Annotated in this window: 22 protein-coding genes and 5 pseudogenes; 8 read left to right on the top strand and 19 right to left on the bottom strand. The window is 39.4% G+C overall.

Annotated elements, in window-relative coordinates; all coding sequences use genetic code 11:
* Positions 1–199 precede the first annotated feature (199 nt).
* Together ABIE66_RS03275 and ABIE66_RS03270 are read left to right on the top strand one after the other, a co-directional pair.
* Positions 200–400 carry a DUF3311 domain-containing protein gene (locus tag ABIE66_RS03275; protein ID WP_370013836.1) on the top strand — a complete coding sequence of 67 codons (201 nt, stop codon included), beginning with the start codon at positions 200–202 and terminating at the stop codon, positions 398–400.
* Positions 397–1,875 carry a sodium:solute symporter family protein gene (locus ABIE66_RS03270; RefSeq protein ID WP_370013835.1) on the top strand — a complete coding sequence of 493 codons (1,479 nt, stop codon included), beginning with the start codon at positions 397–399 and terminating at the stop codon, positions 1,873–1,875. The genes ABIE66_RS03275 and ABIE66_RS03270 overlap by 4 nt, the downstream gene beginning before the upstream one ends.
* A 150-nt stretch (positions 1,876–2,025) precedes the next feature.
* On the opposite strand, the gene ABIE66_RS03265 is transcribed toward ABIE66_RS03270, so the two are convergent.
* On the bottom strand, positions 2,026–2,232 hold the full coding sequence (locus tag ABIE66_RS03265; protein WP_370013834.1) for a hypothetical protein: 207 nt from the start codon (positions 2,230–2,232) through the stop codon (positions 2,026–2,028).
* 51 nt (positions 2,233–2,283) lie between these two features.
* Between ABIE66_RS03265 and ABIE66_RS03260 the strand changes: the two genes are divergently transcribed.
* Positions 2,284–2,487, top strand: coding sequence for a hypothetical protein (locus ABIE66_RS03260; protein WP_370013833.1), 204 nt, complete (start codon positions 2,284–2,286; stop codon positions 2,485–2,487).
* Positions 2,469–2,780: a hypothetical protein gene (locus tag ABIE66_RS03255; protein ID WP_370013832.1), complete on the top strand. Its 312-nt coding sequence runs from the start codon at positions 2,469–2,471 to the stop codon at positions 2,778–2,780. Before ABIE66_RS03260 ends, ABIE66_RS03255 begins: the two co-directional genes overlap by 19 nt.
* 5 nt (positions 2,781–2,785) lie before the next feature.
* On the opposite strand, the gene argH is transcribed toward ABIE66_RS03255, so the two are convergent.
* From argH to ABIE66_RS03230, 5 genes are read right to left on the bottom strand one after another with little or no spacing between them, the layout of a single operon-like run.
* Positions 2,786–4,270: an argininosuccinate lyase gene (gene argH / locus ABIE66_RS03250; RefSeq protein ID WP_370013831.1), complete on the bottom strand. Its 1,485-nt coding sequence runs from the start codon at positions 4,268–4,270 to the stop codon at positions 2,786–2,788.
* 15 nt (positions 4,271–4,285) lie between these two features.
* Positions 4,286–5,974, bottom strand: a complete 1,689-nt coding sequence (locus ABIE66_RS03245) for an ABC transporter permease (RefSeq protein WP_289323678.1) — start codon at positions 5,972–5,974, stop codon at positions 4,286–4,288.
* The gene (locus tag ABIE66_RS03240; RefSeq protein ID WP_370013830.1) at positions 5,971–7,083 is read right to left on the bottom strand and encodes an ABC transporter ATP-binding protein; all 1,113 of its coding nucleotides are present in this window, start codon (positions 7,081–7,083) and stop codon (positions 5,971–5,973) included. Before ABIE66_RS03240 ends, ABIE66_RS03245 begins: the two co-directional genes overlap by 4 nt.
* A gap of 14 nt (positions 7,084–7,097) precedes the next feature.
* Entirely contained in the window at positions 7,098–8,189 is a 1,092-nt protein-coding gene (locus ABIE66_RS03235) for an extracellular solute-binding protein (RefSeq protein ID WP_370013829.1), read from the bottom strand.
* Entirely contained in the window at positions 8,186–9,415 is a 1,230-nt protein-coding gene (locus ABIE66_RS03230) for an ROK family transcriptional regulator (RefSeq protein ID WP_370013828.1), read from the bottom strand. The genes ABIE66_RS03235 and ABIE66_RS03230 overlap by 4 nt, the downstream gene beginning before the upstream one ends.
* A gap of 268 nt (positions 9,416–9,683) precedes the next feature.
* Here ABIE66_RS03230 and ABIE66_RS03225 point away from each other — a divergent pair, with 268 nt between their 5' ends.
* Entirely contained in the window at positions 9,684–12,191 is a 2,508-nt protein-coding gene (locus tag ABIE66_RS03225) for an NEW3 domain-containing protein (protein ID WP_370013827.1), read from the top strand.
* 215 nt (positions 12,192–12,406) lie between these two features.
* Here ABIE66_RS03225 and ABIE66_RS03220 read toward each other — a convergent pair whose 3' ends face one another.
* The 7 genes and pseudogenes from ABIE66_RS03220 to ABIE66_RS03190 form a co-directional block, all read right to left on the bottom strand.
* A complete protein-coding gene (locus ABIE66_RS03220) occupies positions 12,407–13,141 on the bottom strand; it encodes an amino acid ABC transporter ATP-binding protein (RefSeq protein WP_289318015.1) in 735 nt (244 codons plus the stop codon).
* Positions 13,138–13,782, bottom strand: a complete 645-nt coding sequence (locus ABIE66_RS03215; protein WP_289323673.1) for an amino acid ABC transporter permease — start codon at positions 13,780–13,782, stop codon at positions 13,138–13,140. Before ABIE66_RS03215 ends, ABIE66_RS03220 begins: the two co-directional genes overlap by 4 nt.
* A 57-nt stretch (positions 13,783–13,839) precedes the next feature.
* A complete protein-coding gene (locus tag ABIE66_RS03210) occupies positions 13,840–14,616 on the bottom strand; it encodes a transporter substrate-binding domain-containing protein (RefSeq protein ID WP_289323672.1) in 777 nt (258 codons plus the stop codon).
* Positions 14,617–15,721: 1,105 nt separating this feature from the next.
* Complete coding sequence (locus tag ABIE66_RS03205; RefSeq protein ID WP_370013826.1) at positions 15,722–16,150, bottom strand: VOC family protein; 429 nt, start codon at positions 16,148–16,150, stop codon at positions 15,722–15,724.
* A 214-nt stretch (positions 16,151–16,364) separates the two neighbouring features.
* Entirely contained in the window at positions 16,365–16,754 is a 390-nt protein-coding gene (locus ABIE66_RS03200) for a VOC family protein (protein WP_370016969.1), read from the bottom strand.
* Between the two features lie 156 nt (positions 16,755–16,910).
* Positions 16,911–18,171: pseudogene (gene ltrA / locus ABIE66_RS03195) on the bottom strand (group II intron reverse transcriptase/maturase).
* Between the two features lie 598 nt (positions 18,172–18,769).
* Positions 18,770–19,240: a UPF0158 family protein gene (locus tag ABIE66_RS03190; RefSeq protein WP_370013825.1), complete on the bottom strand. Its 471-nt coding sequence runs from the start codon at positions 19,238–19,240 to the stop codon at positions 18,770–18,772.
* A 154-nt stretch (positions 19,241–19,394) separates the two neighbouring features.
* Here ABIE66_RS03190 and ABIE66_RS03185 point away from each other — a divergent pair.
* A pseudogene (locus ABIE66_RS03185) lies at positions 19,395–20,668 on the top strand (IS110 family RNA-guided transposase).
* 409 nt (positions 20,669–21,077) lie between these two features.
* On the opposite strand, the gene ABIE66_RS03180 reads toward ABIE66_RS03185, so the two are convergent.
* The 4 genes from ABIE66_RS03180 to ABIE66_RS03165 form a co-directional block, all read right to left on the bottom strand.
* Positions 21,078–21,602 (bottom strand): DUF2199 domain-containing protein, encoded by a 525-nt coding sequence (locus ABIE66_RS03180; RefSeq protein WP_370013824.1) that lies wholly within the window; start codon positions 21,600–21,602, stop codon positions 21,078–21,080.
* A gap of 202 nt (positions 21,603–21,804) precedes the next feature.
* The gene (locus ABIE66_RS03175; protein WP_370013823.1) at positions 21,805–22,347 is read right to left on the bottom strand and encodes a ribonuclease FAU-1 family protein; all 543 of its coding nucleotides are present in this window, start codon (positions 22,345–22,347) and stop codon (positions 21,805–21,807) included.
* Positions 22,348–22,608: 261 nt separating this feature from the next.
* Entirely contained in the window at positions 22,609–22,803 is a 195-nt protein-coding gene (locus tag ABIE66_RS03170) for a CDGSH iron-sulfur domain-containing protein (protein ID WP_081109037.1), read from the bottom strand.
* 258 nt (positions 22,804–23,061) lie between these two features.
* Complete coding sequence (locus tag ABIE66_RS03165; RefSeq protein ID WP_370013822.1) at positions 23,062–23,448, bottom strand: DoxX family membrane protein; 387 nt, start codon at positions 23,446–23,448, stop codon at positions 23,062–23,064.
* 389 nt (positions 23,449–23,837) lie between these two features.
* Here ABIE66_RS03165 and ABIE66_RS03160 point away from each other — a divergent pair.
* Both ABIE66_RS03160 and ABIE66_RS03155 read left to right on the top strand, forming a co-directional pair.
* Positions 23,838–24,332, top strand: a pseudogene (locus ABIE66_RS03160) (IS110 family RNA-guided transposase); the annotation flags it as partial.
* Positions 24,328–24,486: pseudogene (locus tag ABIE66_RS03155) on the top strand (tyrosine-type recombinase/integrase); the annotation flags it as partial. The pseudogenes ABIE66_RS03160 and ABIE66_RS03155, both read left to right, overlap by 5 nt.
* A 124-nt stretch (positions 24,487–24,610) precedes the next feature.
* Here the strand turns inward: ABIE66_RS03155 and ABIE66_RS03150 are convergent.
* Positions 24,611–25,317: pseudogene (locus tag ABIE66_RS03150) on the bottom strand (tyrosine-type recombinase/integrase).
* 215 nt (positions 25,318–25,532) lie between these two features.
* Positions 25,533–25,820 (bottom strand): hypothetical protein, encoded by a 288-nt coding sequence (locus ABIE66_RS03145; RefSeq protein WP_106028281.1) that lies wholly within the window; start codon positions 25,818–25,820, stop codon positions 25,533–25,535.
* Positions 25,821–26,079 lie beyond the last annotated feature (259 nt).

Here is a 26,079-nt window from a genome sequence, read left to right as displayed (position 1 = left end):
AAAAATATATCAAGCAACCACATTAAATTTTATATCGAAATAGTGTAAGCTAATATATATCATCGGAACTTGTAAAAGAAGGGAAATCAATCATGTATGAATTTCCCTTCCCCGTTTGGTTCACCCATCCATCAGTGGCATTGAAGAAAAACCCCATTGGTGGACGTTTCACTTTATTTAATACGGAGGGGTTTGTTTAATGAAGAATATATATATCCTTACTCTAGTTCCTTTCATAGGCATACTAGGATTTCTACCTTTTGTTAATAGAATAGAACCTTATGTATTAGGGATGCCTTTCAATATGTTCTGGATGGCTATGTGGGTGGTCCTTACCTCTGGCATCTTGGGCATCATGTATAAGCTGGATCCCAGGAATCGGGAAGGTGACCAGGAATGAATATTGCTCTCTTAATCATTTTAGCATTTTTACTTCTGTCGATATTTTTAGGCATTCGCTCTTCAAAAGGAAAAGATATGGACTTGGAACAATGGACGGTGGGCGGACGTGGTTTTGGTGCAATATTCGTCTTTCTGCTGATGGCTGGGGAAATCTATACGACCTTCTCCTTCCTTGGCGGCAGCGGCTGGGCTTATGGCAAGGGCGCACCCGCTCTATATGTTCTTATTTACATTACTTTGTCTTACGTATTATCCTATTGGCTCCTTCCGGAAATATGGAAATATGCCAAAGAAAATAAACTGATGTCTCAATCCGATTTCTTTGTAAGCAAATATAAGAGTCCTAGTTTAGGAATTTTGGCTGCGCTTGTCGGTGTGGTGTCGATGATTCCAGTGATCGTCGTGCAGCTGAAAGGTTTGGGGATCATTGTCTCAGAAGCTTCTTATGGTGCCATCTCAATGTCTGCAGCGGTTTGGATGGGGGCAATCAGCCTTACCATTTATGTGATGATATCCGGTATACACGGTTCAGTTTGGACAGCAGTCATTAAAGATATCATGATGATTGCCATTATAGGATTCTTAGGGATTTATCTGCCCATTCATTACTTTGGTGGATTTCAGCCGATGTTTGAAGCGATTGATGCGGCAAAACCCGGTTTTCTAAAGTTCCCTGAGCAGGGACTTAGCGTTTCATGGTTTATCTCCACGGTAATATTGCTTGTATTCGGTTTCTATATGTGGCCCCAAGTTTTCAGCGCTGTTTATTCAGCGCGCAGCGGGAAGGTATTTCGAAAAAATGCCATCATCAGCCCTTTATATACGCTCATGCTGTTATTCGTCTTTTTTGTAGGGTTTACAGCTATATTGAAAGTGCCTGGACTCGTTGGGGCAGATGCAGACCTCTCATTGCTGCGCCTTTCGATCGAGACCTTTGATCCATGGTTCATAGGCATAATCGGCGGAGCTGGATTGCTGACCGCATTGGTGCCTGGATCCATGCTTTTGATGAGCGTCGCTACACTGCTCGCGAAAAATGTCTATAAGGAATTCGCACCTACAGTATCCGATCGGCACGTTGTAAGATTGGCAAAGTTCCTTGTTCCCATCATTGCCCTTATAGCCGTCTACTTCACCTTAAACGGCGGCGAAACGATGTCAGCATTAATTCTCATGGGATACAGTCTCATTACACAGCTATTCCCTTCCCTTCTCTTTAGTCTGAAGAAGAATAATCCAATCAATAAATATGGCGCAATCGCCGGCATCGTCACCGGATTAGCCATCGTAATCTGCATTACACTCAGTCATTCAACAATAGGGACCTTGTTTCCATCCTTGCCACAAGCAGCAAAAGATTTGAATGTCGGAATCATTGCCTTGGCAATCAATTTCCTTGTGATGATAACAGTAAGTCTTGCTTACAGGAAGCACGCGGTTCAGTTGGAACCTAAATCCGTTAACGATATATGAAGCGCTCATTGGCTGTTTATTTTGGATAAAGAAACATTAGAAGAGCATCGGAAGGCTCAGTCAAAAGACTGAGCCTTCCTTTATAATCGACATCCAAAGCATAATGTCCTTTTTCTCAAGATTGATTATAGGAAGTCTCATTTTAGACTACTACTCTTTTTTGTTTATAATCAAATCCCCTATTTTAACTAATAAATACAACGAAAAAATAATCATCAAGGTTCTGGCTACTACCAGACCATCAGTAGCTAAATCATATCCTTTAGGTATTAATAATTTAGGGTTAAAGCTAAAAGTAATCGATATTACGAAAGCTATTAAAATCAGGATGAAACCGAACTGAAATCTATTTGACATTAACATTCCGCCTTATATTAGGTTCGCAGTTAGCAGATAAAATGCTTCGTATTGCTTCCAAGACAACAAAAAAATACTCTTTTCAGGAGATTCTGGCTTTTACTCGTGAGTTTGGAGCAAATACTCGTGAGTTTCACGCTTTTACTCGTGAATTTGGAGCAAATACTCGTGAGTTCCATGCATTTACTCGTGAATTTGGAGCAAATACTCGTGAGTTCCATGCATTTACTCGTGATTTGGAGCAAATACTCGTGAGTTTCACGCATTTACTCGTGAATTTGGAGCAAATACTCGTGAATTCCATGCATTTACTCGTGAATTTCGAGCAAATACTCGTGAGTTCCATGCATTTACTCGTGAATTTGGAGCAAATACTCGTGAGTTTCACGCTTTTACTCGTGAATTTGGAGCAAATACTCGTGAGTTCCACGCTTTTACTCGTGAATTTGGAGCAAATACTCGTGAGTTTCACGCTTTTACTCGTGAATTTGGAGCAAATACTCGTGAGTTCCATGCCCGTTAATAAAACTCATTTCCTTTTTACCTGATAACTTCAGTAATCCACTAAAGCCTTCCTTCCATCATTCAATGCTTTGACCATATCCTTATATTCCTGCAACTCTTGTTCCAGTTTTTGTTTTCTATATACAATCATCCTCAAAACCTCTTTCGGGCTGGGCCCGCCTTGAATGCTTCTAATCTCCACAAAGTATTCGGGAGAGATTATTTTTTTCCATTCATCTTCTGCTATATTCACTGAAACGAATTCATTTATCATCTTGTTTATGTCTTGTGTGTCCCAATCATATAGCTCTTTCCCTTCACTTATCGACCGTTTTGCAATATGGCTGGCTATGGAATGGGCTTTTCTAAATGATATCTCGTAATCTCTTGATAGGGTATCCGCTAATTCAGTAACCGTTATACTAGATTTTGCTGCCATTTTCTTTGTATGTTCTTCATTCACTTTCAAAGTTGATATGACGGCATACATCAGTTTCATGACACGGCCCGCATTCGAAAAGGCTCGATATAAATGCGGCTGTAAATCATCTTCCGTATCGACGATATCACCAAATGGTGTGTTGTGGATCATGTTCATGGCAGCGAGTGCGTCACCATACGCACTGCTTGCAATCGAACGGGAATGTTCAATTGATACTGGGTTTCTTTTTTGCGGCATGATGCTGCTCACTTGAACATAAGGATCTGCCACATGAAATGTACCAAACTCCCTTGTCACATGCTGCAGGAAATCTTGAATCCACCTTCCAGTGTTGACCATGCACGTCATGATGGCAGTTGCGGTTTCCAATAAATAATCGGCCCCACCTATCGAGTCATAGGAATTTTCAATAACCGAATCGAACCCAAGCAGTTCTGCGGTACGGTTCCGGCTGATTGGAAAACCAGTAGTCGTTAACGCAGCCGCGCCCAGAGGGGATTGGTTCACCGTTTCAAAGGCTGCCCATAACCTGCCAATATCCCTTTGGAGAACATCATAAATGGCTAAAAAGTAATGGCCTAATGTAGTCGGCTGAGCCGGTTGGGTATGTGTGTAACCAGTAATATATGTTTCTGTATGTTTTTCTGCCTGCACCAAGAATCCCTCACTCAATTGGTTTGCATAACCAATCAATTGGAGCAGATGACCTCTCAAAACTAGCCGGTACATCGCAACTCCCATATCATTACGGCTACGCCCGATATGAATTTTCCCTGCAAGCTCATGACCAATTTCCTCACCGACCTTTGCCTCCATCATGAAAAATAAGTCTTCGAATTGAGGCTGATAGGTCAGCTTGGTGAGATCTGTTTGGGCCACTTTCCGAATCCCATCCAGCATGGTTTTCGCCTCTTCTTCTTTAATGATCTTTTGTTCCGAAAGCATAATGACATGTGCTCGATGAATATCGAACATCACATGAAATAAGTAATCTCTTTGATCATTAAAAACTGGCATTAGAAGCTCTTCCGCATATGTTTTACCGGGAAAAACACTACCTTCATTTTTGATAAATTCTTCAAGCTTACTCATCTTTAAACCTCCGATTTATAAAGCTTTTTCCGCTTTGATTCCAAAAAACTTGTTCGAAATAAAGAGAACGATAACAATAAGCGTGATTTGAATCATCCCATAGGCAGCTGCCTGCCCCATATTGAACATCCGAAGCTGATTCATGATTTCAATGGATATGGGTCTGTTTGAAATCGTATACAACAAGACTGACGTTGGAAATTCTCCTACAGACTCAATGAATGCCAATAATGTCCCTGATAAAACACCAGGCATGATAATCGGTAAAATGACCTTTCTGAAGGTATAAAACCACTTTGCCCCCAAGTTTCTGGCCGCTTCCTCAATCGAGTCATCGAGCTGCTCCAGAACGGCGTTAGTCGAGCGGACAACGAGTGGAATATGTCTGATGAAATAGGCAAGTGGCAAAATCCAAAATGTTCCTACCAATATTTGACCGAAAGAAAAAACGCTAGGTTCATTGAATGCGAATATCAAGTTCATCCCTATGACCGTTGCAGGCAACGCCCAAGGAATCATGACTAGAATATCAACAAAGCTTTTCCCTACGAATTTCCGTTTGACAAGAACATAGGACGCGATGACCCCAAACACCAGATTTGCCAGTGTGGCAATTACGGCCATCAGTAAACTATTCCGTAACGGTTTAAAGATATTGGGATCTTCAAACAATAGCCGGTAATTTTCCACATTAAATACTGTTGGGTACGTTTGGAATGTCCAGGTTCCATCCGGCACAAGTGAAAGCAATAGAATCGTAAAGTGAGGTAAAAGCAGAATAATTACGCCGATGATACCCGTTACGACCATCACCCATTTCATAAACGGATTTTCCACTTCATTCCTGTGTGCCCCAATTCCTTTGGAAGCCATGCGGTAATCTTTCCTATTCTGATACCAACGCATGAATAATAGAAATGAAATCGAAACAATGGATAGAATGACGGATTGAGTGGCGGCAATTTCCATATCACCATTAATCTTCGAAAAATAAATTTGCAAGCTTAATACCCTGTACCCCCCAGCCAATAAAAACGGGGCGCTGAATGAAGCCATCGATATCATGAAAACAAGTAAAGAGGCGGCCACGATGGCAGGTGTTAATAATGGAAATGTCACCTTCCAAAATACCTTAAATTTATTTGCGCCTAAGTTATAAGCAGCTTCTTCTAGGGACGGATCAATTTTATTGATTGCAGCGGATACGGTCATATAAAAATATACATACATCGTATAGGCATGCACGATCAGTATTCCCGATACCCCGCCAATTTTAAATGGAACTTTATCAAGACCGAACAGATCCTTAATGGCATTTGGGATTAATCCCGATTCTCCATATAAAAACATAAAGGCCATAACCCCCACCAACGACGGAAGGACAATCGGCAATATCGCTGCTGATGAAAAGAAGCTTCTCCCTGGAAAATCATAACGGTTAAAAATGATTGCGAGAGGAATGCCAATCAAGGCACTGACCAATACACTCAATACGGATATATAAACGGAATTCCATAGAGCCTCTAAGTTCGTTTTCGATTCCTGTACGAAGAAGTCCTGATAATTTCCGAGGGATATCGATCCGTCTTTTTGCAAACTTTCTATAAAGGTTCTCAATGATGGGTAGAGTACATAAGCTACGAGCACCAATACAACTGGAATAAGGAGCCAAATCGTCAATCTGGTGTCACGATTTTTAATCATGGTGCATCACCGCTAATGACAGGGAGAAGGCGTAGCTGTTTCTCAGGAAGTTGGACATGCACTTCCTTCCCTTGATAAAAGTATCCAAATTCATGAGTATTAAATACGTCCACCCTTAATAACACGTTTTGAACATCCACCATGACATTTACAACAGATCCAAAGAATTGGACAGAATGGATTTTACCTTTAAAGATATTCATTCCCTCTTCGGCCACATCCAGAATTCTGATTGCTTCAGGACGAATCGAAACAGCAAGGTCATTATCGGTCTGCAGAATTGAATTTCCTTCCCTATCTGGATTTTGTACATTGAATTTAAACGGTTGTTCACTGTTTTTAAGGGTAACCGCTATATTCTCTTGTTGAACGTTTTCCACATTAACGGGCAATAGATTAATCTCACCTATGAAACTCGCCACAAAGTCATTGGCCGGCTGATTATAAATTTCTGCCGGCGTCCCGACCTGGTGACATACACCATAATTGAACACAGCGATCCGATCACTCATGGATAATGCTTCAGCCTGATCATGTGTGACATAAATGGTGGTAATCTTATAATCACGCTGCAGTCTTAAGATTTCTACCCTCATTTCATCACGAAGCTTGGCATCCAGATTACTTAATGGCTCATCCAACAACAATATTTCCGGTTCAATGACCAGTGCTCTTGCAAGGGCAACACGCTGCTGCTGTCCTCCGCTCAACTGGCTCACTTGACGATTCGAGTAGCTCTCCAGCCTTACCTTTTGGAGGGCATCCAGCACTCTCCTCTTTAAGTCAGCTGCAGAAACTTTTCTCACACGCAAACCAAATGCAACATTATCAAAAACAGTCATGTGGGGAAAGAGGGCATAGTTTTGAAATACCATGCCTGTATTTCTTTTCTCCGGAGGTACACGCGTCATATCTTTGTCGCCAAATCGGACGATACCTTTTGTTGGATAATAAAAACCGGCAATCATTCGAAGCGTTGTCGTTTTACCGCAGCCACTTGGACCAAGAAAGGTAAAAAACTCTCCTTCTTTGATTTCCAGATTTAAATGGTCAACAGCTATCGTTTTCCCGAAGGCTTTTTGGACATTCTCCATTTTTATTGACGCCATCCAACGACACTTCCTTATTCTTTAATTTCTTTATCTCCACTTTTTATATTTTCGTCCCAATATTTCATCCACTCATCACCATTTTTTTGGAATGCATTCCAATCGATATCCATCGCTTTAATTTCGGTTTCCGTGATCCATTCCGGTAAATCCTTCACATCACTTCTGGTCGGAATCCTGTAAAATTCTTCTGCCAAAGTTTTTGCGGCTTCTGGTGAATTGACAAACTCATAAAAGGCTTCAGCCGCTTTTGGATGCTTGGCACCTTCAACGATGGCGATACCTTCTGTCAATACGGGCGTTCCGCTTTCTGGAATGACGAACTCAAACGGATAATTTTTATTTTCTTTCAGCATGACAACATCCGGCATTGCCCATACGGAAAGGGAGCCCTCACCTTTAGCTACCTTGTTATACATCATTTCCGGGTTCGCTGAATATTCTTTCGTGTTCTGGTCGAGCTTCTTTAACCAGTCATATCCTTCTTGGGGATCATTCGTATCCTTATACGTACGATAGATCATCGCAGAAAAAATTGTCCTCATCGTTCCGGAGGCCAACGGATAGCGGATGATGATTTCATCTTTCCATTTCGGATCAAGCAGCTCATCCCAATCTTTCGGCACTTCGTCTTTTGACAGTTCTTTGCTGTTATACATGATGACTTCCGGTGTCTGGCTCGTTCCCGTCCAATACCATTCCGGATCGTGGAATCCTTCTTCGAGACTATCGGAATAGGTAGGCTTATAAGCAGAAAGCAGCCCATCATCCTTTGCTTGATTGAAGTTCGTGGAAGGTGCTCCCCACCAAACGTCTGCCTGCGGATTATTTTTCTCTGATCGAACACGGTCAAGGATTTCCTGGGACCCCATATCAAGCCACTCAACATCAATACCATATTTATCTTCGAACTGCTTTTCGAACTTCGATAAAATATCTTTGCCATGCGGAGAATAAACGACGATTTTATCTTCCAACTCACCTTTTTCTCCCTTGGAACCGCCAGACTCCGAATTCGTTTTCGTATCTGAACCATTACATCCTGAAATCAATAGTGCTGCCGATAAGACCAGAACTGAAACAAGCGACTTTTTCCTATATTTCATAAATAATCCCCCTCATCACGAAAATTCAAAATGCCATCATGTTCCCTTAAGAATAGGGAAACCGCCCCTAATACTCCTGCGTTTTCTCCCAATTGAGAAGTTTTCATTTCTACTAAACTTGGAAGATATCGATCAACGATCTCCCGAATTCTAGGTAAAATGTATTCAGATGAATTTAATACACCACCTCCTAAAATAATCACCTCTGGATTTAGCAAACTAGCCGCATTGACAATTCCGCAGGCTAAATGTTCGATGGCTTCATTAATGACGGCCATCGCTGTCGTGTCTCCTTTTTTTGCGGACAAAAAAGCATCTTCCCCCGATAGTTCGGAAGATTGGGCCCGTTCGAATAAAAAATGATGAGGATCCTTAAGAACAGCTCTGGTAAATTGACCGCCAATCGATTTTCCACCTGCGACACTTTCCAAATAGCCGTACCTATGGAAAACCGGCTTGAATTCACGCTTCATATCCTCTTTATCAGTTACCATATATCCCATTTCCCCAGCTGCACTGGATGCCCCTCTGTATAACTGATTATTCAAGATAATGCCGCTTCCTATCCCCGTGCCAACCGCAATGAACAGTAAATTCCGCTTATTTTGTGCATTACCCAGCCATTGTTCTCCAAGCGCAGCCGCGTTTACATCATTGTCGAGAAAAATGGGGAAATCAAAATACCTTTTCGCTTCGGCTATAAACGGATACTGTACCCACCCTAAACTCGGTGCCTCTATGACTAATCCGCTTGCCGTTTGCGTTATACCAGGAATCCCGACTCCCATCCCTAATATCCTGTCCTTTCCAATCTGCTTCTTTGCAATTAACCGTTCCGTTTCAATCGCCATTTGTTTAAGAAGACCTGAATGTAAATAAGTGCTTGTTGAAAAACTAGCTTCGGCAAGGATGTTGCCAATTAAATCACATAAAACGATTTTCACTTTCGTTCCGCCAATATCAACCCCTATGATATAGGCAGCCTTCTCATTGAAAAAGAGCTGGATAGGCCTCCTTCCACCTTGAGAAGAGGATTCTCCTATCCCTTTCTCAAATACCCATTTCTCCTGTATAAGTTCATCCACGGCCAGGGAAACGGTCGGTTTACTTAGCTTAAGCTTAACGGCGATTTCAGCTCTCGATATGGGTGAACATTCTTGGATGCATTGAATGATTCTTTTTTTATTAACGTATTTTTGATGACTGGGTGTTCTTTTAAAACTCATCACATCACGGCCTTACATCATTTAGTTAGTAAATCTTCCTAATTAAGTAAAAATATAACTTAAATACAATCTGCGCACAAGTTATAATACTGAATATTTTAAATACTAACCTTTTAATAGTTACTTCGAATTATTTACATTTATAACCATTAGTGCTATTTATTAGATAAGTTTTTTCATCTGGTTAGTTAGAAAATATTACTAACCTACATTTTTTTCTTCACAAAAGCTTGGGTATTTTATTAAGGTTGAAGGGGGTTAAAAGAAAATGAAAAAAGCTTTTTTATCGTTGCTTTCCCTTTTGCTAGTTCTTGCATTATTGCCGTTTGGAGGTTCCGCTGCAAATCCGGAGGAAGCCAAAGTTGAGTTATGGAATGCGGTCAAGCCACTCGAGACGACCGTGACATTCTTAAACAGCGGTGCCCATCCTGATGATGAGCGCAGTGACTTTCTCGCTTATCTATCGAGAGGGTTAGGGGTGAAGACATCCAGCCTGATTGCAAACCGGGGTGAAGGAGGACAAAATGAAATTGGGGATGAACTGGACAATGCTCTTGGAATCATCCGTTCAAGGGAAATGATAGAAGCTGCAAAAATCACCGGAGTTAAGGCCTATCATCTAAGTGAAACAACCTCTGATCCCATCTATGATTTCGGATTCTCTAAAACACCAGAGGAAACATTGGGAAAATGGGGCGAGGAACTCACGTATGAACGGCTTATCCGCTTTATTAGGACGTATCAGCCTGATATATTGATGCCATCCTTCCAAAATGATGATACCCAGCATGGACATCATCGAACAATGACAATCTTAAGCGAACGTGCCTTTAAGGATGCCGCTGATCCTACTGTTTTTCCAAAACAATTGAAACAAGGTCTATTGGTATGGCAAGTGAAAAAGTTATATTTACCTGTTTCCTCCGCAGATCAAGCAACCACTTCGATTGAAATCGGTAAATATGATCCAATATACGGTATGACTTACCCACAGCTTGGAGAACAATCCCGGTATCTGCATAAAAGCCAAGGCATGGGCTCTGATATCCCTGCAGCACCGCGCCAGGTCCATCTAGATTTGAAGCAAAGCGCCGTTGATACAAAAAGCCAGTCGGACCTATTTGCAGGCATACCTTATGATTTTACTGAATGGGCTGAAAAACTCCCTCGCTCAGCATCAAAATTAAAAGGTGAATTTAAATATCTACAACGGAATTTAGATGCTGTTATTGAAGCTTATCCAAATGATAAACTGGTTTTTTCAACTTCCCAAACGGCTCTCGCCAATGTTCGTTCAATTACTGCGCAAATCAAAAAGGCAAAGCTAAGCCCTGCCATGAAAAACGACTTACTTCATAAGCTCTCATTAAAAGAAGAGCAATTACAAAATGTCAGTTATGTCTCTTCAGGACTGGATGTTCAAGCTAAAGCAGCGTCAATGATCCTTACAAAAGGCCAGAATACGAACGTAACCATAACGGTGAGGAATAACGGGAAACAAACATTGAAAAAAGTCGCTGCTGCATTGAACGTACCTAAAGGATGGAAGGCTAAAACAAAAGCTAAAGAAGTCAATCTAGCACCAAATAAATCAACGACAATAACCTACCAGGTCGAAGTCCCTGAAGATGCAGCCTATTATCATGCTTATGATGAATCAACAATTACAACCAGCATTTCTTATAAATACGGCAGCACCAAAACCGCCATCATGGAAGAATTGGATGGAACGATTGCTGTCCTTCCTGACGTTGGTCTTAACCTATCCCCTGAAGATATCGTGGTAAATACATCAGATGTAAAAGAAAAAATACCAGTGACCGTAACCTTGAAAAATTATACAAAAGGAAAAACAGCAGCAAAGGTCGCTTTAAAAATTCCTGAAAATTGGGAAGTTCATCCCAAAAAAACCACCGTATCATTTAATGAAAAATCAGAAGAAAAACAAGTGAAGTTCACTCTAACACCACCGAAGGCAATTCAAAATGGTGAATTTCAGGTTAAGGCAGTTGCCACGGTCAATGGAAAAACCTTTGATTCAACCATTCAGGAGATTTCCTATGACCATATCGGAACCTTCTATTACCGATATCCAGCTGCAATCAATACCGTTGCATTTGAGCTTTTGATGCCAGCTTCATTAAAAGTGGGTTACATTGAGAGTGGATTTGATAAAGTGGCAGATTACTTAAGCAACGCTGGCCTTAACATCACAAAGTTAACTGCAGCTGATTTAGCTGAAGGTGATTTAAGCCAATACGACACGATCGTTACAGGCATACGTGCCTATCTATCCAGGGAAGATCTAAAGGCAAATAACGCGCGCTTACTTGAATATGTGGAAAACGGCGGTCATCTCGTCGTTCAGTACCATAAACCGGGTGATGGATGGGATGCCCAGAAAACTGCCCCATATCCACTTACCCTCGGGAATCCTTCCATTCGCTGGCGGGTAACCGATGAAAATGCCACGGTCAACGTGTCTAAACCAGAATCAGCGCTTTTTAACTATCCAAACAAAATAACAACGGACGATTGGAACAATTGGGTTCAAGAAAGAGGATTGTACTTCCCAATGAAATGGGACGAACGGTTTGAAACATTCATTTCCATGGCTGATCCGAATGAAGAACCATTTGATGGCGGAATCCTCATGGCTAAATACGGTAAAGGCACCTACCTCTACACTAACCTGGTCCTATACAGGCAAATTCAAGGTCAGGTTCCAGGCGGATATCGAATCATGACGAACCTGATTAGTTACGGTTCCAAGTAAATAAAAAAGAAACCTATGCAGGTGTTGATTGCATAGGTTTCTTTTCTTATTTTACTCTAAAAAAAGTTATGCACAAAGATAAGGGAAAGGCTTATGCGTTTGGGTTTTCCCGCATTTCTTTGTCCACACTTTATGCACAACTTCTTTCATAATCCACTTCAATGCCGGCAATACTTATACTAATTTATTACAGGCAATCCCACACTCGCATTCCGTTAAAGCACTTTACTCAAGAATGCCTTGGTTCTCTCGTGCTGAGGGTTACCGAATAGTTGATTCGGTTCATTTTCTTCGACAATATACCCTCCATCCATGAATATGACCCGGTCCCCGACTTCGCGAGCAAAGCCCATTTCATGCGTAACCACGACCATTGTCATGCCTTCTTTAGCAAGTTGTTTCATTACCTCTAAAACATCCCCGACCATTTCAGGGTCAAGTGCCGAAGTCGGTTCGTCAAATAGCATGATTTTCGGATTCATCGCTAATGCCCTTGCGATGGCAACCCGTTGCTTTTGTCCACCGGAAAGTTCCCCTGGATAGCTATTTGCTTTTTCCTTGAGACCAACCTTATCCAATAACTCAAGCGCTAATCTTCCCGCTTCCGCTTTATCGGTGGCACGAATTTTAATAGGGCCCAACGTTATGTTTTCCATCACCGTTTTATGAGGAAATAGATTGAAATGTTGAAAAACCATTCCAACTTCTTGCCGGACCTTGTTAATATTGATTTTCCGTTTAGGATCGGTTATATCATGTCCGTTAATGACCACCTCACCGCCCGTAACCTCCTCAAGGAGATTCAGGCAACGCAGGAATGTACTCTTTCCAGATCCGGAAGGGCCTATTACGCAAATTACTTCCTTTTCTTGCACTTCTGCATTAATATCTTTTAAAACCTCGACAGTTCCAAATGATTTTCTCAGGTTTTTTACAGTAATGATGCTCATCGAACTTGTACCCTCCTTTCAATGAAATTAGCAATAAGGGTTAACAAATAAATGATGATAAAGTAAATCACACCTACAGCCAGCCAAACCTTGAATGCTTCAAAGGTTGCCGAAGCTTGAATCTGACCTTGCTGAGTTAAATCCGCTATACCAATGACGGATAATAGAGAAGTATCTTTCAAGCTGATGATCGATTGGTTCGTAATGGTAGGGAGCATCCTTCTAAAGGCTTGCGGCAGCACGACATATCTCATTGTTTGAGTACCCGTGAACCCGATGGATCTTGCCGCTTCCGTTTGTCCTTTATCGATGGATTGTATTCCTGCCCTTATTATTTCAGCAAAATATGCCCCTGCATTGATTGCAACGGTAATAATTCCTGCTGTTGTACTGTTCAAAGAAATCAAATTTAAAGAATTTACACCAAAATAGATAAAAAACAACTGCACAATGAACGGTGTCCCCCGTATAGCATCCACATAAACCTTTGCAATCCAGTTCAAGATCTTGATCGGGGCAAGTCGCAGCAAGGCCACCACTAAACCAATCAAAAAACCTAGGATAATGGCAATCACAAAGATATAAAGTGTCACCTGAAGTCCTTTTAATAAAATAGGCAATGCCGCAACAATTATATCCATTCCTTTCACCCCTTTGAAAAAGAAAGCGCGCTTTATGCGCGCCTATTGATCATGAATTTATTCACCAAGATACGTTTTTATAATCTCATCATACGTGCCGTCTTTTTTAATATTGGCAAGACCATCATTTATTTTCTTCAATAAATCCTTGTTTTGCCCCTTCAATACAGCAATCCCATACTGATCACCATTCAAACGGTCACCTACGATCTTCAACCCAAGATCTTTTTGGGCGATTGCATAGGAGATAACCGGGTAATCTTCTATAAGAGCATCCGCATTACCGTTGGCCACTTCCTGGAACATTGCTGGACTATCATTAAATTGAACAACTTTAATCCCTAGTTTCGTAGCATTATCCTGTGCATATTTAGCACCTGTTGTCCCTTTTTTCACTGCTATGGTCTTTCCTTTAAGATCTTTAACCGTTTTAGTACTTGTATTATCCTTTTTAACAACTATTGTTAATCCTGCATCAAAATACGGTGTTGAGAAATCTACTACCTTTTTTCTTTCCTCCGTAATACTCATTCCCGCAATGGCCACATCAAGCTGATTGGCTTGCATCGCTGGAATGATTCCACCGAAATCCATAGGAGACAATTTGATTTTAAAATCCTGGTCTTTCGCTATTGCATTGATTAACTCAATATCAATACCTTTATAGTCGTTCCCCTCTTTAAATTCAAAAGGAGGATAAGTTGTATCAACACCAACTTTATATACCTTTTCAGGTTTCTTTTCCTCACCTGCATTTTTTTCATCACTGGTTCCACAAGCCGAGATAAAGATAGATAAAATCAAAAACATACTAAGTAAACCAAGTTTCTTCATTCAAATCACTCCACTTCTTAGATTATACGTGATAATAAATAATTCTCCCTATAATATAGCATAAGAATAAAGTATTATAATATGAATTTTTAGAATAAATATTATTTTCTTTGAATAATAATTATGGATGTTTTTCCTAATATTGTTTAAGTGATGGTAAAAATAAAACAAGTATGAAACTGCGTATTTGATCCTTTCGAGCTGCTATCATAAAGGGACATTCAGGTATCCCTAATAGGACACACCCCATAGGGTGGGTCCAAGGACCGATAGGATTATTGGAAGCTTACACAACTTATAATCGATGCAACAGGTAGAAAAGATGCAGATAGCAATTCATCACCTGCTCTCGTACTTTTCACAACTGGATATGAAGAAGTGAAAACACTGCATTAAGATCGAAAGGACTGGCCCAATTTCGGCTGAATTCGACTTTTCCGGACAGACCTTTTTTAATGATATTTGAACAAATAAAAGAGACCACTTTATTTTGGTCTCTTTTTTACAGCTTGCATAATAACGCATTCGGAAAAACTCCCAATTATCAGAAGCCATCTTCCGCCACTAACATTGATGATTTCGCCCAATATGTAATTCGAAACATTGGATGAAAGAAAAGGTATGCTTTCATCCATTTCAACTGGTTTTGCTATTCGTTTAAGGGTTACTCCATGATAGTTAATACTTCAGCCACTTGGAGTCCATCGCAATGATGTTTTTTTACTTAGAATCCATTTTAATGAGTCAATAATGTATTGAATCAAATCATCATGTATCACAACACTGCCGATGACACTGTTTTTTCTTTCTCTCTACATCCAAAAATCTATTATTTCAGGTGTCTTGGAAATAAGATAAAACCATGATTAAGGCTCATGTTTTTCCCCCTAAAAATAAGTCTTCGTTATGGTGATTTTAGGTTTTTTCATTCTTAAGGAACTATCCTGCCCTAATAGTAGACTATGAAAAAGCTGCCTTATAGACAGTTCTGATCTTAAGTTAACGTACCTGTTAGTTGAACAGCGTAATAGATTATTTAAAGTTCACGTTAATTCCCCAATTGTTGCTTTGAATTTCCTTTACCAATTAAGATAAAAAATTTTCTTTAATTATTTGGATAGTTACAAAGTTCAATCAAAGTTCCATCAGTTGATGCGGGATTAACATAAATGAGCCTTCTTCCACGTGTGTTTGTACGTAGTGTGTCCTCTAGAAAACGAACTCCATTTGTACTTGCCTCGAGTATTGCTTTGTCCAAATCGTCAACTCGATATGCAATATGATGTACCCCTTTTCCTCGTTGCTTTATAAACCGAGCCATTGGAGAGTTCTTGTTGGTTGGTGCCAATAATTCAATTACTTTATCATTAGTTCTGACAACAGCAACGTGTACTTCAACACCAGGTGTATCGCTTGTATAACGGTCCTCTAATACTCCATTTAATACATTAAGATAAAAGGGAAGAGCATCATCAATACTTCTAACAGCAATTCCAACGTGATCTAAAACATATTCAAATTCAGTTCCTCCCAATTTAGTTCCTCCTTTCATTATTATTATCTTTAATAAGGCAAAGTCTATTTTTAAAAAATTTTAATCCTCTATCATTATAGATCTAATTTTTATGGATTCTACATTATTGGTTCCCATTATCCTCCATCCTCAAAAAAGGCATTTTGTTCCACTATCCTGCCCCGTTTCTTCAATAAGAAAAGACTCAGTAATGGCAGCCTTTATCTTAGATTACTCATAGATTGTTTTGATTAACATTTAGTTCAATCAAATTACCGTCTGGGTCAGCACAGAAAATTTGTGCGAATCCACTTTTTCCGTATGGTTTTTCAAGGATTTCAACTTCATTCTGCTTTAACCATTTAAGAGTGTCATAGTAGTTATCGACTCTAAGGGCAAAGTGACCTTCTCTGCTGGATAAGCTTTTATCCTTACGAATCGTCTGTGAAGAGGGATCGACTATCAAGTGCAGTTGATGTCCCTCTATTTCATACCAGGCACCTGGAAAATCAAAATCAGGACGCTGTATTTCTTTTAAACATAGAGTTTTACCATAAAATTCTTTTGCTCTTTCCAAATCTGTCACAGTAAGACTTACATGATGGAGGCATTTATATTTAATCAAAACCTTCACTTCTTTCATATTATCTAATTTCCCCTTTATTTTATCACTACTTCAACTAAACTGTCCCTTTAGTTCCATAAAATCGAGTAGGAGGAGGCGCCTAGCCTCCGACCTCTCACACCACCGTACATACCGTTCGGTATACGGCGGTTCAGTTTAAGTCTGACGTAGTTTTGTATATCGTTCATATAGATTTACTAACCCTTGGTGGTGCCAATAAACATTATTAAGGGTTTTGTCTAGAATAGGACTATGCGCTATGCGCCAATAACCCTTTCTGCTATTTCCCCATTCATACGCTTTTCCAAATGGGGCGCCTAATCCTTTGAGTTTCCTCACTCTCGTTCTTGGCAATTTCCATTGCTTCCATAGGCACATCCTGAGTCTCTTCGAATCCATGAATCTAAATTCTTCAAAACGTTCGGAGTATCAATGAGGGCGAAATAACCCATCCAACCTCTAAGGTATTGCTTTAACTTATTTATTCGGAGTTTCATGGGTTTCGGTAATTTTCTCGAGGTCATTTCCCTGATTCGTTTCTTTACTCTCTTCACCGTTTGTTTAGCCAGTAGAACCTTCGGGTTCTTCTTTGACTTCGTGAAACTAAAACCGAGAAACGTTCTGTTCCAAGGGCGATCATACTTCGACTTCTCGTAGTTGACCTTTAGCTTCAGCTTATTTTCAATGAAGCTTGAGATATTTCCCATTGACGTTTGGCGGCTTTTCGTGTCTTCACAAAGATAGTACTGTCATCCGCATACCTTACGAATCGAAGATTGCGTTTCTCTAGTTCTTTATCTAAATCGTCTAACATGATATTAGATAATAAAGGACTTAACGGACCTCCTTGCGGAGTTCCCTCCTCACTTTTATGAAAAAGTCCGCCTATCATAATGCCTGCTTGAAGGAATCTACGAATCAGTTTGAGAACTCGTTTATCTTCAATTTTCCGCTCTAACATTCCCATGAGCTTGTCATGATTCACTTTATCGAAGAACTTCTCCAAGTCCATATCCACTACCCATGTATAACCTTCGGTTATATAGGACTTTGCCTTTCGAACCGCCTGGTGCCCTTGTTTGTTAGGGCGAAAACCATAGCTATTCTCCGAAAAGGTTGAGTCATATATCCTGGTTAATATTTGGGCAATGGCTTGTTGAATGAAACGGTCTAGAACGGTTGGAATACCCAATAGCCGAACTCCGCCGTTTGGTTTCGGGATTTCGATACGACGGACGGGCTTCGGTTGATAGGTACCCTGTAAAAGGGCAGTTTTCATGTTGTACCATTCGGTTGCGAGGTGCGGTCTCAGGTTTTGAACCGGCATTCCATCTACACCATGGCTTCCCTTATTTCTTTCTACACGCTTCAATGCCTGTATTAAGTTTTCCCTCTCTAGTATCTGTTCCATTAACATCGTTGATATCCTTTCTACGTGGATAAATGGTCTATTTGTGCCTTTATCTGCTCCACCCTTTTGAAGTTCCCCGTGTATTCACCACATCTTCCTTCAAATAAGTTCCGTTAGGAATTGTTTGCTTCTTCGCAGATAACGAACGCCTAGTATTCATCCTCCTTAATCTGTTCGGTCCTTCCTTATCTTCTCGAGTAGACAAGTACTATGACCTCTGCTGACTTCTGATGATTCAGCTGTCCATCACTGGACAGGTTACCAAGTGTACTTGGCTGTCATCAGACCTCCCCGGGTAAGAGTGCAATCTTTCCCTCCATCTATCTGCACCTTCGGCAGTAAGGACTTTGTTTTGTTTCGCAAACTCATCCAATGATACCTAGCCTTATATGAAGTTCGTGTTCCTCAGACCGAAGGTTTGCCGCTTGCTTCCTTCAGATTCCACGTCACCGTGGACACCCTTGCATTAAGCTAACCACTACTACTGCCTTCATGGTTCGGGACTTTCACCCTATAGATTGCACCCCTGCCGGGCGCACGAAAAAGCTGCCTTAAAGACAGCTCTTTGTTCAGCCATAGGTCTCGTGCCATACATTTTTAAAGTCTAATCATCAATAAAGTTTATGTTATTGTCTAGACACCATTTAATCGCAATTTGTTTATATCGTTCGTCACGATAAGAATACCATTGGTTCTCCATTTCAAAGTCAATAATTTTGTCCTTAAACCTTCTAAAAGCACCCTTCCCCTTAATTGAACTTAATAATTTATCTTGCTTTCTTTCATCACTAACAGTAAAGCAAAAGTCTTCTATAATCTCATATTCATTTACTTCATATTTTGTTGGGAGTTCCTTGTAATTCTCAAAGTTTTCAAATACATCATTAGCAACTTTTCTATCTTCTTGTTCCCACTCAGGTAAATGCCCAAATTCTTCTTCATCTTCAGCTGCTCTCAAGTCATCCAAAGTTACTGAAATGATTTCACCAGTTTTTACATTTAAAAATGTCCGAGACTCATCAAACTGCATTTCCAATTCTTCAATAATGGCCTGAATCTTTACTGGATTTCTCAATTATTAATCACCCTTCAATTTTTTACTAATGCACCCGTTAGCATTCCTGTAGATCGTTAAATATCAGGTTTGAAAAAAATAGAGCCCCTCAGTAAGATACGAGTATAGAGATAGAGACCAATCTAACTCAAAGTCTTAAGGAGGAAGCCCTACTATGAATTTTAAAATGCAAAACAAACAAAATCAACTAATTGAGAGAATTACGGATCAACATCTAGTTGTTGGTGTGGATATTGCCCAACACGTACACGTGGCCCGTGCTGTAAACTTTCGGGGCATTGTGGTCGGGAAACCCTTGTCTTTTGAAAATAACGAAGAGGGTTTTACTCGATTACTAAACTGGATCCAGGAACTAAAACAAACGAAAAACCTAGACACAACGATAGTCGGAATGGAACCTACCGGACATTATTGGATAAACCTTTCAAAGTGGCTAGTCAAACAAAACATAGATGTCGTCACCGTCAATCCTCACCATGTCAAAAGAAACAAAGAAAATCGTGATAATACGCAATCCAAAAGTGATAAAAAAGATGCCCTTGTCATCGCTGATATGGTGAAGAATGGCTACTATGCCTTCGTTTGTTCAACTTCAGAATCATTTGAAAAACTTCGTGTCCTTATGGCTAACCGAGATGTGATCGTTAAGCGTCTTGTTAGCTCCATCAACCAAATTAATCGCTGGGTAGATGTTGTCTTTCCCGAGCTCCGGCAAGTGTTTAAAGACGTATCATGTAAAGGGGCAATCGCAACCCTACGCCTCTTTCCTACCCCAGCTGAATTATGTTCCTTACAGCCTCAAGATATCGTAACCGGTTGGAAATCATGTATGAAGCGACATTCCGGCATAAAAAAGCCCGTTCCCTGCTTGTATTGGCCAAGCGTTCAATTGGTACGAAACAAGCCCTTGATGCGTATAAACTTCACTTGGGACAGTTATTAGAGGAATACGATCTCGCTTCATCCCAACTCGAAAGAGTGACGCAAGAAGTCACAAAGGTCTTGGAACAGATTCCATTCGTTAAGCAAATACTTGCCATTAAAGGAATCAGCGAGATTTCACTAGCGGGAATCTTAGGAGAAGCTGGAGATCTGAGTGGGTTCGCTCACGGGAATGCGCTCCTTCGTCATGCAGGATTGCATCTCGCTGAAGCAAGCTCTGGGAAGTGGAAAGGCCAAATTGTTCTTTCCAAACGTGGAAGATCACGCCTGCGGCGTTACCTCTTCCTTGCGACCATGAGTCTAGTGATGAATAACCCTGAATTTAAAGCCCTACACTCGAATAATGTTAAAGTGAAGAAGATTAAGAAAATGAAATCCATCATGAAACTTTGTGAAAAACTCGCCCGTGTCCTAGTAGGGATAGCTCGTAATGGCTCTACCTATAAACCGGAAATGATCTTCCCACTTGAACAACTAGCAGCGTAAATTTACATTCACATTGTTATTTAACGAAAGTTGGCTTATTCGTAGGATTTCAAAGAAAGCACGAAGTACTGGATGTAATGAACAAAAGGGCAATGACCCGTTCCGTTAGCAAAACCGGCCTTCACCCCTTGGATAGGCATGACGAAGGAATGAAAGGGCATAGGATTATGACCCGTTGAGACATGGGAGGGAAAGCCTCCAGGGGCAGCGTGGAGAATGCGTGCAGTATATGTAATAATATGGGATTTTCAACAGATCCCCTATTTCAATCTGCCCTCATCTTATCAAAACGGTCCTATCTCTTTCGTTCATCTAAAGCAACCTATACCATGTGGTTTGAAATCCTGCGAATAAGCGAGTATTCGTGAGCATTATCTATTAAACTGAGGGAGTTCATTAAGCAGAGTTATTATTTTTCTTCTACATTACACAAATCTTCTGCTATCTGCTTTATTCTTTTAAATCCAATTCCTTCTCTTTGCTCTAAGGATAATGGGTGGTTTGTTGGTTCTAATTCTATAGAAGGATGTAGACCTATTGGACGAGTATGAACCATTGTTTTTAAGTTTAGTGTTTCTGAATAACAAGGAATAGAAGTTTGCAGCCAACCAAACATTGGTTTCAAATCCTTTTCTCTGCCTTCAACTTCCCAAAACTCCATCATTTTATCAAAATTCGTTTCACTTAATGAAACCCAAACATCCCAAATAAAAGGACCTTCCCCATCTATTACTGGAAGTTCAATATATCCACGAATAAAGAAATATTCATCGTCAATAATACACACATCTTCATTCATCTCTATTCGTCTTTCTTGTTCTTCGAATGGTATTTCTTCATAGTAATCAGGAACAGGACTTCCATAACTCAAGGGAAGTTCATCGTGATAATTCCCACAACATTTACATTGATAACCAACTTTATAAGTGCTCATTTTACATCCCCCATATATATAACAATAGCCTTAACTTCTCTCTATATTAGCCCAAAAAGACAATACTAAGTTTGATAATTTAGCCTGACACGTTAGTCGAATAACATACAATTCTTATGGAACTAACCTGCCCCGTTAGTGCCATAAGAAAAAGAGCTGCTGATCAGCTCCTGATAATAAAGTACCTGTTAGCTTAATAAAATTATTTTAATTCATTGACTAAGAATTCCTTATGATAATGGGATAAATCAAGGAATTCAAAGCTTCTATTATTTATTAACTTAGTAAGGATGTTTACTTCATCCCAAGCTGAATCATAAAGAGATTTATCAATAATTCCATTTAACAAAGCCTCTTCAAGCTCATCAGCATCTTTTTGAATTACTTCTCCAGAAGGTAACAAGATAATATCTAAATATAAATCATCCAAATAAGGAATATCATTATCTAATCCATTTTCAAGGCAAACATCAATATACCATTGCACTATATTTCCATTATTATCAAACATTGTTGTTACTGAATGCTTTTTTTCTAAGGGAAATTGTTGAAGCCACGTGTAACCATCATCAACAATACATATATTCTTTTCCTCATACCGAACGGATAATGGTTCAGCAACTTTAATTATATGTAATAAAGTTATATAGCCCTTAAACTCTTTAGTATCAAGAAACGCTTGTGCATATTTTCTGCCCAAGACACGTTTCCATTCTAATCGGTTTCCATATTTTCTCTTTAGCATTTTCATCCCCCAAACCGAAAAGTATTTACCTAATTATAACATTTGAATTTAAATAAATTTCCATAAAATAGGTGTTTTCTTCTTCAACTAAACTGCCCCGTTAGTTCATTAAGCAAAAAGGCCACCAAATGGCAGCCCCGGTTCTCAACTAACGCACCCGATAGTTCAACAACATACTCTTTCGTAAAAGAAAAATGAATCGGGCGGCTTTTTGGGGTTCGATTTCCCAAAAGGGTGCCCTAAGCTTCTGTCCCACTAGCTTTATTCAGCCCTAACTACGCTTTCGAAATTACTTTTGTGGGATCCGTCACAAAAAGGTTTATTATCGGAAAGTCCACATCTGCATAGGGAAAAGGCTTCTTTTGTTTCAATTTTATTCCCTTCACCATCGACCAGCTCTACATTCCCTGATACACGTAGTGAACCATTATCATTAACTTTAATAGTAGCTATAATAAATCACCTCTTTTTTAAAACATTTTTGCCATTGGGGAATAACTTTAAACGATAAATAAGTCCTACTTCCTCAATATTATTTGATTGACATCCTGCAATTACCAAAAGAAGAAGTGTTATACCAATAAAAACACATCACATTTTATCGCCCTCCCCCTTATTTTTAGAGGATATTACTTTAAAAAGTTCCAAAAACCTTATTCTACTAACCTGATCCTTTAACTGCATAAGAAAAAGCAATCCTTGCTCAAGGAAGTATTAATGAGAAGGCTTTTTCTCCAAAATACTTTTAAAGCTTTTTCTGTAACAAAACAACAAATAACTATACATGATTACAAGTATTACTGCTAAAACAAGTAACGAATGATCATGGATCAAATGAAGTAAGAAAATGTTGGCTACAATTGGAGACAATATTGCAAGTGCTAATGGGACAAATCGATTACTTAAAAGTAAAACTCCACAAACGATTTCTAAAAATTTTTCAAATATTAACAGATATTCAAATTTGAATAATGCCATCGCTTCAGGGCTAGTAGCAATAAATGGTTCAAAGTCAAAAATGACAAAATAACCGTTTAGACCTGCAATAAGGAAGATAAAACCTAAAAATATTCTGGAGAGATGTAAAAAGACTTTATTCAACCTACACACCACCAATTTGATTTTAGTTATAATTCTAATTCTATTATAATTGGTTACTGCGCAGTACGAATAAACTACGCTTCTCGAACTATCTGCCCCTTTTTCCATAAGAAACTCCTATGGCGGCGCTCCTCGCCGCCACCATCTACTACGAAAAATCTACACTCAAAAATAGAGTCTAACCCATTAACCCCTTGACGATAATGGATGATAACAATACAACCAGGCTGAGCTTTTTTTGGTGGATCTTAAGGAAGATACCCTGTATAAGAAACTGGTTGTGACAGTATGGAAGAACCATTTAGTGTACTGCTAGTACGTATACAAAATTTTTTGTAACAAATCTCCTGTCATATGTATTGTTAATCTTTTTTTGAGGTGATTCTCCTATGGAAGCAATGATTGAACGGTGTGCTGGCCTAGATGTACACCAAGAAACAGTAGTAGCCTGCGTATTATTTGGTCCATTAGAAAAAAAACCAAAAACCTCTATTGAAACTTTTTCAACTACAACAACGGGACTGTTGGCTTTAAGTGATTGGCTAGCTACCCTTCAGGTATCCGATGTTGTGATGGAAAGTACCGGAGTCTACTGGAAACCAATATGGAATATACTCGAAGGATCTTTTCACCTTGTTCTTGCCAATGCCAGGCATGTCAAAAATGTTCCAGGGCGTAAAACTGATGTGAAAGATGCCGAATGGCTTGCCAAGCTTCTAAGATGCGGACTTATTGAAAGCAATTTTGTCCCACCAGAGGATATTCGTGATTTACGAGATCTTACTCGTTATCGAAAAAAATTGATTCATCATCGCACATCAGAGCAGAATCGCATTCACAAAATTCTTCAAGATGCTAATATCAAGCTAACATCCGTTCTATCAGTTTAGACATAGTTATGCCACAAATTTATTGAATAATGGAGCTCCTCTAGAAGTGATACAAAATTTAATGGGTCATGAAAAAAGTGAAACCACAAAAATTTATGCATATCTAAGTGGTGCAATGCGGAGAGACTTGTATAGAAAGTATTTTTAAGGGACCAAGGGTCCTTTTTATTTTGTTCTTAATAAACTATCGGGGCAGGTTAGTTGAACAAGGATTATAGGCTGGCTGGAGGAAAAGAACTTTTAAGGTGGGTGATAAAGTGGAAACAAATGCTTTATTTTATAAGATTCAAAAGCTGGTGGGGATGAATGCTCTTTTTAATGTCCGTTCTCTTTGCTACCAGTTTTAAAATGTTCCTCGCTTGAGAAATACTCATTCGATGGGGTGCGCGTGTTGTCACAAATAGTGCTTCCTCATGATCTTTTCGCTCACTTAAAAATCGCTTCAACCATATTTCACAACGAGTATTGAAATATACTTCTCGTTCTTTACGCCTTTACCTAAAACGATTGCTGATTGATTAGAGAAATTGATTGAGGCCTTATCTAGATTTATTGCTTCACCAATTCTGCATCCTGTTGAATACATAAACTCAAATAAAGCATTTTCGAATGTTGTATGACAAGCTTCCCGCAAATGTTCAATTTCCTCTTCAGACAAGTATTTTGGTACCCTTAATTCTAATTTTGGTTCCTTGATTTTGGAAGCAGGATTTCCATTAATTAAATTTTCATCCTGAGCCCATCTAAATAAAGATTTAATAAATCGAATTCTGTGACCCAGACTGGATGGCTTAAGCTTTTCAGCTGCTTTTCCCAGATAAACTTTAAGAGAATTAGTTGAAAGTTCTTGAATGGATATATTTCCAAAACTATTCACCAACAAGTTAAATTGGACGTAATAGGCCTTTAATGTTTGTTGAGAATAACCTTGGATTTGCTTATCTGCCTTATATAAACCCCATACATCAGTTAAGATCATACCTGTTTCTCTCCAATCTATACCATATTAATAGACAGTATAGTCAAAAGAAGAACTATTATACTAGATTAGTAGAGTTTTCATTGAACAATAACACTGTTTGTTAAAGAAGAAAAAACTGCCTTAAAGACAGCTCCGATCTTCAGCTAACGCACCCGTTAGTTCATTAAGAAAAGCGAAATTTCTTTAAGAATCGCGCCCTTTAGTTGAAGAAGTTACATGACATTCTCTATTTCTTTTTTCTTAAATATGCCTACCAGTAGCATAATAAGTCCTATGATGAAACCGATTGGGAACAAGTACCACATAACCAAAGTTGCCCAAGGATCCTCAACAATAAATGCGTATGATAAACCAATAGCAAAAGATAAGAATGGTGAAATTGCCAACATAAGAGCGATGCCCCAAACAATACATTTTCTTTTTTTCGACTTGCCTTTGCTAAGTTGATAAGCTACAAGTACTCCTATAAATGCAATTCCATACCCTACGGCAAATGCCATCTTTTGTTACTCCCCTTCCTAAATTTCACAGCTGATTTAGATTAATGTATACCTCCCTTATTTTAACATAAGTTTCCAATTGCCTTTAAGAAGTATCTTTAACAAACTGGCCCAATTGTTGAATAAAGATCAACAGCACTCTTCAACTAAACTGCCCCATTAGTTTAAGTACATTTCTTCACAATCTTATAACGTGATTAACATAAATATTCATTTTTTATTTAGAGCCTTATTCCATTAAAAGGCTCGATTGCTAAAT

This window comes from Peribacillus sp. B2I2 (assembly GCF_041261685.1).
Classification (GTDB): domain Bacteria; phylum Bacillota; class Bacilli; order Bacillales; family DSM-1321; genus Peribacillus.
Note: the sequence above shows the minus strand (reverse complement) of the source record. Positions and strands in the feature narration are given on the sequence as shown.

Bases quoted from the DNA above. Each gene is read 5' to 3' on its own strand.
- ABIE66_RS03220 (WP_289318015.1), bottom strand. From the start codon at position 13,141: ATGAGCATCATTACTGTAAAAAACCTGAGAAAATCATTTGGAACTGTC.
- ABIE66_RS03180 (WP_370013824.1), bottom strand. From the start codon at position 21,602: ATGAGCACTTATAAAGTTGGTTATCAATGTAAATGTTGTGGGAATTAT.
- ABIE66_RS03230 (WP_370013828.1), bottom strand. From the start codon at position 9,415: ATGAGTTTTAAAAGAACACCCAGTCATCAAAAATACGTTAATAAAAAA.
- argH (WP_370013831.1), bottom strand. From the start codon at position 4,270: ATGAGTAAGCTTGAAGAATTTATCAAAAATGAAGGTAGTGTTTTTCCC.
- ABIE66_RS03235 (WP_370013829.1), bottom strand. From the start codon at position 8,189: ATGAAATATAGGAAAAAGTCGCTTGTTTCAGTTCTGGTCTTATCGGCA.
- ABIE66_RS03265 (WP_370013834.1), bottom strand. From the start codon at position 2,232: ATGTCAAATAGATTTCAGTTCGGTTTCATCCTGATTTTAATAGCTTTC.
- ABIE66_RS03225 (WP_370013827.1), top strand. From the start codon at position 9,684: ATGAAAAAAGCTTTTTTATCGTTGCTTTCCCTTTTGCTAGTTCTTGCA.
- ABIE66_RS03215 (WP_289323673.1), bottom strand. From the start codon at position 13,782: ATGGATATAATTGTTGCGGCATTGCCTATTTTATTAAAAGGACTTCAG.
- ABIE66_RS03275 (WP_370013836.1), top strand. From the start codon at position 200: ATGAAGAATATATATATCCTTACTCTAGTTCCTTTCATAGGCATACTA.
- ABIE66_RS03210 (WP_289323672.1), bottom strand. From the start codon at position 14,616: ATGAAGAAACTTGGTTTACTTAGTATGTTTTTGATTTTATCTATCTTT.
- ABIE66_RS03145 (WP_106028281.1), bottom strand. From the start codon at position 25,820: ATGGCATTTGCCGTAGGGTATGGAATTGCATTTATAGGAGTACTTGTA.
- ABIE66_RS03270 (WP_370013835.1), top strand. From the start codon at position 397: ATGAATATTGCTCTCTTAATCATTTTAGCATTTTTACTTCTGTCGATA.
- ABIE66_RS03175 (WP_370013823.1), bottom strand. From the start codon at position 22,347: ATGCTAAAGAGAAAATATGGAAACCGATTAGAATGGAAACGTGTCTTG.
- ABIE66_RS03240 (WP_370013830.1), bottom strand. From the start codon at position 7,083: ATGGCGTCAATAAAAATGGAGAATGTCCAAAAAGCCTTCGGGAAAACG.
- ABIE66_RS03245 (WP_289323678.1), bottom strand. From the start codon at position 5,974: ATGATTAAAAATCGTGACACCAGATTGACGATTTGGCTCCTTATTCCA.